Genomic DNA, 12781 nt, shown 5'->3' on the forward strand with positions numbered 1-12781 from the left:
GGCCGGGCACGGCAGGGGCGCACGGTACAGTGAAAGGCATGCAGGGCACTTTTATCTCGTTTGAAGGCGTTGACGGCGTGGGCAAGACCACGCAGGTCGAACGGTTGCGCGCATATGTTGAATCTCAGGGCCGCGAATGCGTGGTCACGCGCGAGCCGGGCGGCACCGCATTGGGCGTGGCGATTCGCAAAATGCTGTTGCACGGCGTGGATACGGGGGATGAGAACGATTGTGCCGACATCGCCCCGCGTACGGAGGCGCTGTTGTTCGCCGCCGACCGCGCGCAGCACGTCGCGGAAGTGATTCTGCCCGCTCTGCAACGCGGCGCGGTGGTCATCACCGACCGGTATCTCGATTCCTCTTTGGCGTACCAGGCGGGCGGCCGCGAGCTGACGGCCGCGGAAATCCGAAACCTGAGCATGTGGGCCACGAACGGTCTGCTGCCGGAACGCACGTATCTGCTGGATATGGATCCGGCGCAATCGCATGCGCGGCTGCAGCATGCCGAAGACCGCATGGAGGCGGCCGGCAATGACTTCCAGCGTCGCACACGCGTCGCGTTCCTCGACTTGGCTGAACGTGAGCCGGAACGGTTCCACGTCATTGACGCAAGCCAGTCCATCGAAGACGTGTGGGCGCGTATCAAAGCCGATTTCGACACCGTGAGCACCGCTGACGGGGGTATCGCATGAGCGTGTGGAACTCCATAGTAGGCCAAGCGCAGGTGGTCGAACAGCTGAAGGCCATCGCCAGCGGCGACCCGAAGGCCATCGCGCAGTCGTGGCTGATCTGCGGCCCTCCCGGATCGGGCCGTTCCAACGTTGCCCGCGCGTTCGCCGCCGCGCTCGAAAGCCCCGATCATGGCCTGAACGATGAGCCGACCAAAACCACCGAGCAGGTGCTTGCCGGCACCCACCCCGACGTGAGCGTGCTGGCCACCAACAAAGTGACCATCGGCATCGACGAGGTGCGTGACATCATCACCACATCCGAGCAGATGCCCGGCACCGCGCCGTGGCGCATCATCGTCATCGAAGACGTCGACCGCATGATGGAACGCACCACTAACGTGCTGTTGAAGGAAATCGAAGAGCCGAGCCCGCACACCATCTGGCTGCTGTGCGCGCCCAGCGCCCAAGACGTGCTGCCGACCATCCGCTCGCGCACGCGCATCGTCAACTTGGCCGTACCGTCCAACCAGGCGGTGGCGAAATTCTTGGAATCGCAAGGTTTCGAGCCGAATATCGCGGCGCGTGCGGCACGATTGTCGGAGGGGCACATCGGCATCGCGAGCCTGTATGCCAAGGACGAACGCATCATGACGGACCGCGACGAGCTCATCGTCGGCGTGCTCGGCTTGCATCGCGCGTCGGATGCCGTGCTATTGGCCGGCAACCTCATCGACAACGCGAAGGCGCAGGCCGAAGCGGAAGTCAACGTCAAAGCGTCCGAAGCGGAAGCCGATTTCCGCCGCATCAACGGGCTCGGACCCAAAGACCGCATACCCCCGAAACTGCGTGGCGCATACAATGCGATCGCCAAAAAAGACGAGCTCAAACGACGCGCCACCAGACTCACGCGTGACGTGCTCGACCGTGCGCTCAATTCGGTCGCCAGTATCTACCGTGACGTGGCGGTGCTGCAGAACAACGCCGAGGACGCGGTGGGGCTCATCAACCTCGAAAACCGTTCCGCCATCACGGAATTGTCGGTACGGCTCGACCGTACGGGGGCCGTGCGCCGGCTGGAGGACATCGCCACCGCGCGCCGCAGGCTCAATGGCAACGGCAATCCGGTTTTGGTGTTCGAAGCGCTGTTCTGCGCGCTGATTCCGTGATTTTCGTAATTTCCAGTAATTACCGGCGATTCGATTCGCGATTCACCGGCGGAACACCGAAGAATCCCGCACAATAAGCTGCGGGGCAAGCATGACACGGGGCGCGCGCACGCTGCCGCCTGGCGCAGCAGCCGTCTCCGCCGCGCCTCCGGCAGGACCGGAAGCCAGCAATCGCAAGCATTCCGACACAATACGCTCAAACGGCGCACGCACCGACGTCAGACGGGGCATGGTGGTACGCGCGATGGCGGAATCATGGTAGCCGACCACCAGCACGTCCTCCGGCACGCGGATTCCCAACGCGTCGAACGCCACCATCACGCCGAACGCGATCGCATCGTCGGCGCAGACCACGGCTTCCGGCTGTACGAGCGGCCCGTTGAACAGCCGCATGGCGCAATCGAAACCGCGCTGCACGGTACGTTCGCCGAACTGGTTCCAGTTTTCGCTGGTGGCAAGCCCGTAAGTGCGCATATGCGTGTGGAATGTGGCGAACAGTTCCGCCGATTCGAAAGACAGCTCGTTGCCGGCCATGTATGCGGCGGACGCGATGCCCTGCTCGGCCAGATGTTTGACGATCGCCTCCATCGCGGCGTTTTCGTCGATGCCTACCACGGACACGCGCGGCGCGGTCTGCCGTCCGCAGATTTGCACGATCGGCAGCGTGTTCGCGTACTGGTTCAGCGTTCCGGCAAGGTCAGCGCCGGCCGCGGGCACCACGATCAGCCCGTCCACATGGCGGTTGGCCAGCGATTCGATGCGTTCCGCCTGCGCTTCCTGCGTGGCTCCGATGCCCAGCAGCAGCTGTTGCGATTCGGTGTCGATGGTCGGCTCGATCTCGTCGAGCAGTTGCGCGGAGAACGGTTCCGTGGCGCTCGGAATGACCAGGCCGATGGTTTTCGTCACGTCGCTGCGCAGCGCGCTCGCCGCGTAGTTGACGGAATAGCCGAGCTGTTTGGCGGCTTCGCGCACGCGGCGGGCGATATCGTCGTCCTTGCCGCGTTTGCCGGACAGCACGCGTGAGACGGTGGCGATGGACACGCCGGCCGTCGCCGCGACGTTGGTGATTGAGCTGCCGCTGTCGGTTCTGCCTGCCATGCGCTGTCCTTTCCGTCGTGTCCGGCTTGCGTTTGCCGGCTCCCTAAGTGTTTTTCAAAATGCCCTAGAGGGTGCCCTGAACCCCTGTGTGCTTCTCGGTCAAAGGTCTGGTCTGATGAACCGGTTCGAGCCGCGAAGAACCTATTAAGAATAGAACGACCGCCCGTCGAATATGGCGGGCGGTCGAAACGTTCGTACGTCAGTGCGTCAGCGCGTTATGCGCGGTGCGTCACTCGGCGTTGACGAGGATGTTGGCCAGGTTGTCGGCCACGGCCTCGGCGTTGTCGCCTTCGACGTTGATGACCACGGTGTCGCCCTGCTTGATGCCCAGACCCATGATGGACAGGATGGAGCCGGCCGGAACGGCGTTGCCGCCTTCCTTGGCGATGGTCACGGTCTGGCCGGAAGCGGTGACGGCCTGCGCGAACATGGCGGCCGGACGGGCGTGAATGCCGACCGGATCGTTGATGACGAGATTGCGGGTTGCCATAATGGTCTCCTTTGTTGTGGTTGGTGGTTGGTTTGCTTACGTTGGGTCGTCTCGATATTTACACGTCGATGTATATCGATTTTTGCATATCGATTGCAATATGCGGCTTTTGCCGGCATCTGCATTTCTTGCGATTATCATAGCACAGTTTTTACGAAACACAGAAAACGTTTACCGGTTTTGTTTTGCGGGAATTTCGTGTATACTAATCGCAGGCTGAAAATGATTTACCGGCAAAGACGGTGGGGATCATTGCAGTAACTCACCTATGCAAGGCAGGCATAATCCTGCAATCGTTTGCGTATCCATATTTTTTCCAAGGAAACAGGAAAAGGAGTTCTCATGAACATTAAGGGTGTTGGTATCGGTCGTGGCGTCGCAGTCGGCCCGGTCATTCGCATGGCCGCTCCGCTGCCGGAACCGTCGGACGCTCCGCGCGCCGAAAACATCTCCGCGGAAACCGAAATCGCCCGCGTCGAAAAGTCGCTCGCCCTCGTCAACGCCGACCTGAACCGTCGCGCCGAAGAGGCCGCCAACGGCGACGAAGGCGCCAAGCAGGCCGCCCCGATCCTGCAGGCCATCGCCATGTTCGCCTCCGATCCGTCCCTTGCGCAGTCCATCAAGGACCTCATCAACCAGGGCAAGACCGCCGAGCGCGCCGTGCTGGAAGGCTTCGGCGCGGTCGAAGACATGTTCCGCGCCATCGGCGGCTACCAGGCCGAGCGCGCAGCCGACCTGCATGACGTCGGCCAGCGCGTGATCGCCGACCTCATGGGCGCTCCCGCTCCGGGACTGCCGGTCAGCGAAACCCCGTTCGTGCTCGTCGCCGAAGACCTGTCCCCGGCCGACACCGCCGCGCTCGACATGAGCAAGACCCTGGCCATCGTTACCTCCCAGGGCGGTCCGACCTCCCACACCGCCATTCTGGCGCGCGCCCGTGGCATCGTCGCGGTCGTCTCCGCCGCCGAAGCCGCCGAACTTGAGAACGGCACCAACGTCATCGTCAACGCAGCCAAGGGTGAGATCGTGGTGAACCCGAGCGAAGACGAGATCGCCGCCGCCGAAGCCGCCAAGTCCCGTGCCGCCGCAGCCAAGGAACTGCGTGGCAAGCCGGGCGCCACCAAGGACGGCCACCTGATTCCGCTGCTCGCCAACGTCGGCAAGCCGTCCGACGCCGCGAAGGCGCTGGAATACGGCGCCGAAGGCGTTGGCCTGTTCCGTACCGAATTCCTGTTCATCGGCAACTCCGAGCCGCCGAGCGTCGAAGAGCAGACCAAGGCCTACACCGAGCTGCTCAGCCAGTTCCCGGGCAAGAAGGTCGTGATCCGCATGCTCGACGCCGGCGCCGACAAGCCGCTGCCGTTCCTGACTCCGGAAGACGAGCCGAACCCGGCCCTCGGTCTGCGTGGCCTGCGTACCCTGCGCGCCCACATGGACGTGCTCGAAGGCCAGCTCAAGGCGCTCGCCGCCGCCGACGCCGCAACCGACGCGAACCTGTGGGTCATGGCCCCGATGGTCGCCGACCAGCATGAGGCCGACTACTTCGTCAAGCTCGGCAAGAGCTTCGGCCTAAAGTTTGTGGGCGCGATGGCCGAAGTGCCGTCGATCGCCCTGATGGCCGACAAGGTGGCTGACGTGGCCGACTTCGTGTCCATCGGCACCAACGACCTGACCCAGTACACCCTTGCCGCCGACCGTACCCTCGGCTCCGTGGCCAACTATCAGACCGCATGGCATCCGGCGGTGCTGCGCGCCATCAAGATGATCTGCGACGCGGGCAACGCCAAGGGCATGCCGGTGGGCGTGTGCGGCGAGGCCGCGGCCGATCCGGATCTGGCGGTCGTGCTGGCCGGTCTCGGCGTCAACTCGCTGTCCATGACCCCGGTGGCGCTGGACGATGTGCGCGCCTCCCTCGCCGAAGTCACCTTCGAAGAGGCCAAAGCCAAGGCGGCCGCAGCCCTCAACGGCGACTTCTACAAGCCGGCCGAGTGATTTTTCCCCCTTCTTTCTTTCGCTCGGCTATTCCGGACTTTGCGGCTGCGTTATCGCGGCCGCAGGGTTCCGCCACTGCAAATGTGCCTATGAGAGCGATTCGGTTCTGATAGGCCCTGTTTCCCGGAATGACCCCGTTTCGTGCGATCGCCGCGCGGACGGGGTCGTTTCGGTTGCGGGTTGCGTCGATTGCTGCGATTGCGTCGATTGCGCCACCGGCGTAGACGCGTCATACGGCCGCGTCGCGTCACGCGCATGCGCGATACTGGAAGCATGAAGATTTCCGCAGATTTCACCGTCATTCCCGACGCGTTCGCCAAGGCGGCGCCGCCTGAGAACTGCATCGACGGCACTCCGATCGTTTCCTTCCCCTTCTATATCGACGAGCTCGACCCGTCCGTGCAGTTTCTGCATTGGGAATTCGTCGATCCCGATTCCATTCCGGTGTGCGGTTTCCAGTGGAACCATTGGTCGCTCGCCAATCTGCCCGTGGACGCGCTGATGTACGATTTCAACGATTCACATGCATTGGCGATTCCGGCCGATTTTTCCCGCACGGTTTCCGCGATGATTCCCGAGACGGTGCAGGGACGCACGTCCGCCGCATCGCCGTTGTTGAAAGGCCGTAGCGGCGATCCCGCCGTCACCATGCGTTACAACGGTCCGTATCCGCCTGATTGGGATCACGAATACTACCTGCACGTATGGGGCACCACCGCGCCTCTTAATGGTCTCAATCAAGGCTTCTGGCTCAACGAGATGGAACGCGCGTTGCGTAATTCCGGTGCGATCGCGGACCAAGGCGCTATCTTCCTGACCGGCAAGGCGTGACCGGCGAAACCGGCGAGAACAGCCGGCAAGGCGCAAACCGCGTAATCGCAAGAAAATACCAAAGAATACCGCAAACGTAAACAAAACAAACGAAAGGAACCTACATATATGGCATGCACCACGATTCTGGTCGGCAAGGACGCAAGTTATGACGGATCGACCATCATCGCCCGCAATGAGGACAGCGCGAACGGCGAATTCTGCCCGAAGCGCTTCATCGTCGTCAAGCCGGACGAGCAGCCGCGCCACTATAAGAGCGTGCTGTCCCATGTGGAAGTGGATCTGCCGGACGAGCCGTTGCAGTACACGGCCGTGCCGAACGCGGATCTGAAGGAAGGTATCTGGGGCGAAGCCGGCGTCAATGAGGCGAATGTGGCCATGAGCGCCACCGAAACCCTCACCACCAACGAGCGCGTGCTCGGCGCCGACCCGTTCGTGGAACTCACCCCAGCCAAAGGCAAGAAAGGCGAAGCCGGCTACGAGCCGGAAGTGCCCGGCGGCATTGGCGAAGAGGACTTCCTCACCCTCGTACTGCCGTACGTCAAGACCGCCCGTGAAGGCGTGGCACGTCTCGGCGCTCTGCTCGAACAGTACGGCACGTACGAAATGAACGGCGTCGCCTTCTCCGACGTGGACGAGATCTGGTGGCTTGAAACCGTCGGAGGCCACCACTGGATCGCCAAGCGTGTGCCGGACGAGGCATACGTGACCATGCCGAACCAGCTCGGCATCGACGAATTCGACCTCGACGACGCGCTCGGCGACCAGGAGGAGCATATGTGCTCCGCGGACCTCGGTGAATTCATCGAACGCAACCACCTCGACCTGGCCGTGGAGAACGTCACCCCGTTCAACCCGCGTGACGCGTTCGGCTCCCACTCCGATTCCGACCACGTCTACAACACCCCGCGCGCTTGGTACATGCAGCGCTTCCTCAACCCGTACGACGAGCAGTGGGACGGTCAGGACGCCGACCACCAGCCGACTTCGGACGACATTCCATGGGCTCGCCAGCCTGATCGCAAGATCACCATCGAAGACGTGAAGTACGTGTTGAGCTCCCACTATCAGGGCACCCCGTACGATCCGTATGGAAAGCTCGGCGACCAGCATTCGCGCCACATGTTCCGTCCGATCGGCATCAACCGTCAGAGCCAGCTGTCCGTCATGCAGATCCGCCCGTACCGCCCGCAGGTCAACCGTGCCGTGCAGTGGATCGCCTACGGTTCCAACCCGTTCAACACGCTCGTGCCGTTCTTCCCGAACGTCGACTCCACGCCGAAGTACCTTGAGGACACTACCACGCGCGTCACCTCCGAAAACTTCTACTGGGAGAACCGCATCATCGCGGCCCTGTGCGACGCCAGCTTCGCCGACACCGCCAACGCGGTGGAGCGCTACCAGGAGAAGACCGGCGGCATGGGCCACCGCATGGTAGCCGCCACCGACGAGCAGATCGACCGACTGGTGGAAGGCGTGGTCGACGAATTCGACGCCGAAGACGAGATCGGCGACGTGCAGCCGATGGAACCGGACGAAATCATCGAAGCCGTGCGCAACGGCGAAGCCCGCGAAGTGCTCGCCGCCGCCAACGAGACCATGGCCGCGCAGCTCAAGGAGGAAACCGACAAGCTGCTCGACTCCGTGCTCTACACCACCAGCATGAACATGAAGAACGGCTTCCACATGTCCGACTTCTGATATTTTCTGCGATTGCGCAATCGCAAGAAATTCTACGAAAACCCGCGTAGCAACCGGCTTCCGCACAGCGTTCGCCACAAACAGTTCCGTATGACGGTCGGCGCGCGTCCGCTGTGCGGGAGCCGGTTTTCTTTGGTGGCGCGTGCTTATTAGAATGGCGATCGTCTTTGCTTTTCCGCTCGTGCCGGCGCGCGTTGCATAGGCGATGTCTGTCGCGTACGTTGTGCGCCATACAGCGGAATGCTTTCCCAAGAAAGGAACCCAGTGACCAGCATTGAGGATTTCACCAGCCAATACGGTCTGGTGCAGAAGATTGATGCGTTCGGCTATCTCGATTACCTGAAGAAGAATCCTGATGCGCCGCGCAAGCATGGCAAGGTCGTCCTCGTCACCGCCGACACCCCGCTGAAGGCGTCCCGCGGCGAAGGCAAGACCACCACTACGATTGCGCTGATCGATGCGCTTCGTGAGCGTGGCATCGACGCGGCAGCCGTGCTGCGCCAGCCGAGCATGGGCATCACCGCAGCCGGTTCCAAGGGTGGCGCGTCGGGCGGCGGCAAGGCCTCCCTGACCCACCCGGAGCTGATCGACTGGGGTCTGTGCGGTGAAATGGGAGCCATCGAGGCCGCCCAGAACCTGTTGGTCTCCTTTGCGGAGAAGGCTGTTGACGACGGCAAGCTGGACACCATCCTCGTACCGCGCGTCTCCGAAGTGCCGTCCCGTTCCCTGCGCCAGATCGCAGTGGACCGTGGAAAGGGCGACGTGGCTGAGCGTGTGGTGCTCACCCCGACCTGCGAGCTCATGCAGATCGTTGTGCTGTCGCGTTCCATGGATGAGATCTCCGAGCGCGTTGCCAAGATGGTCGCCGGCACGAAGGATGGCAAGGCCGTGACCTTCGGCGAATTCGTTGACCTGTGGCGTATCACCGGCATCCTCGGCGACGCCGTGAAGCCAGCCAAGACGGAGACCGTGAACGGCTCTCCGGTGTACGTGCACGGCGGCCCGTTCGCCAACGTGTCCATCGGCATTCCGACGCTGGTTTCCGTGGAGATGGCGTGCGCGCTGCATGACGTGGTCATCGTCGAAGCCGGCTATGGTACCGACGCTGGCGCGCAGAAGTGGCTTGACATAGCCTGCCGCGAATACGACGCGCAGTGGCCGTCCGCAGCCATCGTCGTGACCCGCGCTTCCACGTGGCGTGACGATCCGGATCTGGCATGGCGCTACCCGTTCCATGTGCAGCGCCTCGAAGGTCTTGATATTCCTACGTTCCCGCTTATCAACCTGTGGGATGGCGAGGATGATCAGATTCCAGCGCTCAAGGACACCGCCAAGGAACTGGAATTCCGCGACCCGATTATCGGCAACCTGTACCGCGACGGTGGCGACGCGCTCGCCCCGCAGCTCGATGCGTTCGTCGATGCCGTGACGAACGGTTCTATGCCGGCCGAACCGCACAGCCACAAGGGCATGGCTTTGGTGGAGAACGTGCGTTGGGTGGCCGAGCATGCGTATGGCGTTCCGGCCGACCGTGTGATTCTGAAGGACGGTTTCGCCGAGTCGTTGCAGGCCGCCGAGGGTCTGTGCGCCAGCGCGGGCATCGATTTCGGCTCGCTTGCTCTGGTCGCGGTGAAGTCTCCGGCCACCATGACCGACAACGACCGCGCTCCGGAAGCCGAGCGCACCGTCACGCTGAAGAAGGTCGAAGTGCATTCCGGCGCGGGCCTGGTGCACGTGAACCTCACCACGTCGCTGACCACCCCGATGCCGAAGATCGTCTGATTTTCTTGCGATTGCGCCGCGTGGCGGTACGTCCCGTACCGTCGAGGGCGCTCGCTAATCGTTGATTCGGCGTAAATACAAAGCCGCTGGTCCCGTTCGGGCCGGCGGCTTTTTTCGTGGGTGATACCTTTACGTTGTCCGTTTGTGGGTGCGGGCGTGCTTGCATGTGCGCACCCTTTTGCTCACGAGTTGCGGAATGGGGCGATTTTCTCTCTTATGAGCAAAAGGGGGTATGATTACTGACGATTTTGCCGGTTTTCATACCCCTTTTCGCTCACGTCCCGTAGAAAAGGCCCGTTTCTCGCTTTTGTGAGCGGTCGGGGGTGCTGATATTGCGATTTCCCTGCCGTAGTCAGGCGAGCTTCCTAGACGTGCTTCCCGTAGGTGAGGTGAGAGGTTTGCAATATGGGCAAACCTCGAAGGAACGGTGGAACTTCGTCAGAAGTTTCCACCGTTCCAGCCCCAGTCAGTCGTGGCGGTGTAGCGGATGTATGTGCGGTCGGCCGGAATGCCCAGTTCCTTGCCCAGCGCGGCCATGATCTGCTCGGTCAGCTTCTCCCAGGCGGAACCCGGCACGGAACGGCCGAACACATTCACTTCCACGTATGCGGCCGGCTTGGAATCGTCACCGCCGAAATAAATCGGCATATTGTCTTCGAACGGGCACATCAGCCAGCCTTCAGACTTGCCGGGAACTGCGGTGATGGCCTTGCCGTAGGCGGCCTTCAGCGCCTCGCGCTGCTCAGGGGTGGTGGAAACGGAAACATGCGTGTGAATGACTGGCATTGCTGCTCCTTGCAATCGTTGGAAAATAATGTCCTTCGTCACCCAAGTCTAGGTGGTCTGCGTGCGCGTGTTTAATATTCTGTGTGAAAAAACTGATTGAACAGCTGATGAAATTCGGCATTGTGGGCGTGATCGCCTTCATCATCGACTGGGGCATCCTGAATCTTCTGGTCGGCCTGTTCCACATGCATAATGTGCTCGCCGCCACCATCTCCTTTATCATCTCCCTGATCTTCAACTACGTGGCCAGCATGAAGGTCGTGTTCAAGCATCGCGACGATATGGCGCGTTGGATGGAGATCGTCATCTTCGTGGTCGGCGCGGTGATCGGCCTGTTTATGAACGACGCCATCATCTGGATCTCCACGTACGGCATGAACCACGATGCCTACGTGTCGCAGAGCACCGAATACCTGATCCGCACCAACGTGGGCAAGCTCATCGCCACCGCCGTGGTGATGGTGTGGAACTTCCTGACCCGCAAGTGGCTGCTGGACGATACGCACACCAATGCGATGAACCGCTTGAAGAAGCAGGAGAACCGCCTGACTCCCGAAGAGCTGGAGGCCAAGTGGGAGAACAGCTTCTCGCACAAGCTGGGCGTCTGGTCGCTGGAGCACACGCCGAAGGGCTGGCCGAAGTAGCTGGCGGCGTTTCGTATACGGCATACGAAAAGGCGCGTCCGAATCGGATTTTTATTGCGATTCGGACGCGCCTTTCTGCGGTTGGCGTACGTTTCCTGGGATTGCCGGCTCGTTTATACGGTTCACACACTCACGTTGGTAAGCGTCGGCTGTTCGGTGGATTCTTTGATCTGCTTGAAACCAAGCATCGCGATCGCCAGCGACGTCAACGCCAACGCCGTCACCACAATGAAACCGCCCCGCGAGCCCATGCGGTCGATGAACTGTCCGGCGATCGCGGAACCGACCGAACCGCCGATCGAATTCATTGCGCCCATCCAAGCCATACCCTCCGTGAAACGTGTGGGCGGAACCAGGTGCAGCATCAGCTGGTTGCCGTTCACCCACGTCGGAGCCTGGCAGACGCCGATGCACAGGTAGATGATCATGATCACCCATAAATGCTTGGCGAACATGAACGAACCGATTCCAAGATTCACCACCGCAAGACAGAAGTAGAAACGCTTCCACAGTGGAATCGTCCAATTTTTCGCACCATACACGAGCGCGCCGATCAGAGAGCTGAACGAGAAGCAGGCGAACACGAATCCCGTGAACTGCTTCATATGCGCCTCGGTGGCAAACGCGACGATCGAAATGCCTGCGGCCGACTGGAACGCTCCCAGGCCGAACCACGTCACGCACACCGCGATCAGGCCCGGACCCCAGATCGACTCCTTGCGTCCGGCCTTCACCTCCGCCTCGGCCTTCTCCATCGCAGCCTGCACCTCGGCCGCCGTCTTGCCTTCCGCACGCGCCTTGTTGCGCGCGTACTCTACCGCGGCCTCGGCCTGCAGCGCCTTGGACCGGGCGGCCTCGCGCTCGCGGTACTCCTTGCGGGTCATGCCCGCCTCGCGGGCCAGCTGGGTCTGCGACTTCGGCTCGGTCGTAAGCTCCGTCAGGAACATCAGCGCGCCGATCACCACGCACATGCCGGTGAACGAGAACGCCAGCAGTCCGGAGATCACGGCCAATGTGGACGCCAGCGGATTGCCGATAACCCACATGCACTCGTCGAATACGCCGGACAGCGACAGCGCACGGTTCGTCTTCTCCGCATCGCCCTTGAGCAGCGTCGTCCAACGTTGACGGCTCATCGCGCCCCACGGCGGAATCGCGGCCATGAACGGCACTATGCAGAACAGGATCCACGACGGCACGCGTGCGGTGATGCAGGAGACCAGCGCGATCGCCGCCACCATCCACACGATGATTGTGGGAATCGACACCTGCCGTTGACCGAATTTGTCGACCAGCTTGCCGAGCACCGGGCTCGCCACGGCCAGCGCGATCGCCTGCACGGCCGTCAGCGCGCCCGCCAGCGAATAGTTGCCGTAGTAATGCTGCACGGAAATCGTGATCGTCATGCCGACCATTGGGAACGGCATGCAGGCGATTACCGATCCGACGGAGAATCGCGCGGTGTGCGGTATGCGAAGCAGCTCCGCATACCCTCCGAAAAGACGTTGGCCGATGTCTTTGACGCCGACGAGGACATTGTTGGTCATGCTTGCCGCTCCTTTCCGCTCACGGTTTCGCTCGTGACGTCCGCAGCTTTGCGTCGCGTGCGGACTGATGGTG

The 12781-nt window shown here is 61.8% G+C and carries 11 protein-coding genes; 7 read left to right on the forward strand and 4 right to left on the reverse strand.

Annotation, left to right across the window (positions count from 1 at the left end):
- The first annotated feature begins 38 nt into the window (after positions 1-38).
- Together tmk and KSX58_RS03770 are read left to right on the forward strand one after the other, a co-directional pair.
- A complete protein-coding gene (tmk, locus tag KSX58_RS03765) occupies positions 39-692 on the forward strand; it encodes a dTMP kinase (RefSeq protein ID WP_003807542.1) in 654 nt (217 codons plus the stop codon).
- Positions 689-1837 carry a DNA polymerase III subunit delta' gene (locus KSX58_RS03770; protein WP_151910521.1) on the forward strand — a complete coding sequence of 383 codons (1149 nt, stop codon included), beginning with the start codon at positions 689-691 and terminating at the stop codon, positions 1835-1837. The genes tmk and KSX58_RS03770 overlap by 4 nt, the downstream gene beginning before the upstream one ends.
- A 42-nt stretch (positions 1838-1879) precedes the next feature.
- On the opposite strand, the gene KSX58_RS03775 is transcribed toward KSX58_RS03770, so the two are convergent.
- Complete coding sequence (locus tag KSX58_RS03775) at positions 1880-2935, reverse strand: LacI family DNA-binding transcriptional regulator (protein WP_085407497.1); 1056 nt, start codon at positions 2933-2935, stop codon at positions 1880-1882.
- 229 nt (positions 2936-3164) lie between these two features.
- Positions 3165-3425, reverse strand: coding sequence for an HPr family phosphocarrier protein (locus KSX58_RS03780; RefSeq protein WP_003807548.1), 261 nt, complete (start codon positions 3423-3425; stop codon positions 3165-3167).
- Positions 3426-3767: 342 nt separating this feature from the next.
- Between KSX58_RS03780 and ptsP the strand changes: the two genes are divergently transcribed.
- From ptsP to KSX58_RS03800, 4 genes are all read left to right on the forward strand, one after another.
- Positions 3768-5417: a phosphoenolpyruvate--protein phosphotransferase gene (ptsP, locus tag KSX58_RS03785; protein ID WP_041777217.1), complete on the forward strand. Its 1650-nt coding sequence runs from the start codon at positions 3768-3770 to the stop codon at positions 5415-5417.
- Positions 5418-5690: 273 nt separating this feature from the next.
- Positions 5691-6248, forward strand: coding sequence for a YbhB/YbcL family Raf kinase inhibitor-like protein (locus tag KSX58_RS03790; RefSeq protein ID WP_217735807.1), 558 nt, complete (start codon positions 5691-5693; stop codon positions 6246-6248).
- A gap of 108 nt (positions 6249-6356) precedes the next feature.
- Positions 6357-7949 carry a C69 family dipeptidase gene (locus tag KSX58_RS03795; RefSeq protein ID WP_217735808.1) on the forward strand — a complete coding sequence of 531 codons (1593 nt, stop codon included), beginning with the start codon at positions 6357-6359 and terminating at the stop codon, positions 7947-7949.
- Between the two features lie 264 nt (positions 7950-8213).
- Positions 8214-9731 carry a formate--tetrahydrofolate ligase gene (locus tag KSX58_RS03800; protein ID WP_034984144.1) on the forward strand — a complete coding sequence of 506 codons (1518 nt, stop codon included), beginning with the start codon at positions 8214-8216 and terminating at the stop codon, positions 9729-9731.
- 438 nt (positions 9732-10169) lie between these two features.
- On the opposite strand, the gene KSX58_RS03805 is transcribed toward KSX58_RS03800, so the two are convergent.
- Positions 10170-10517: a phenylpyruvate tautomerase MIF-related protein gene (locus tag KSX58_RS03805; RefSeq protein ID WP_151918841.1), complete on the reverse strand. Its 348-nt coding sequence runs from the start codon at positions 10515-10517 to the stop codon at positions 10170-10172.
- A 107-nt stretch (positions 10518-10624) separates the two neighbouring features.
- Between KSX58_RS03805 and KSX58_RS03810 the strand changes: the two genes are divergently transcribed.
- Positions 10625-11161: a GtrA family protein gene (locus KSX58_RS03810; RefSeq protein ID WP_026646565.1), complete on the forward strand. Its 537-nt coding sequence runs from the start codon at positions 10625-10627 to the stop codon at positions 11159-11161.
- A 122-nt stretch (positions 11162-11283) separates the two neighbouring features.
- Here the strand turns inward: KSX58_RS03810 and KSX58_RS03815 are convergent, their stop codons facing one another.
- Positions 11284-12708 (reverse strand): MFS transporter, encoded by a 1425-nt coding sequence (locus KSX58_RS03815; protein ID WP_035010266.1) that lies wholly within the window; start codon positions 12706-12708, stop codon positions 11284-11286.
- Between the last annotated feature and the right edge of the window lie 73 nt (positions 12709-12781).

The organism is Bifidobacterium sp. MSK.17.10, assembly GCF_019129655.1.
In the GTDB taxonomy this organism is placed as follows: domain Bacteria; phylum Actinomycetota; class Actinomycetes; order Actinomycetales; family Bifidobacteriaceae; genus Bifidobacterium; species Bifidobacterium adolescentis.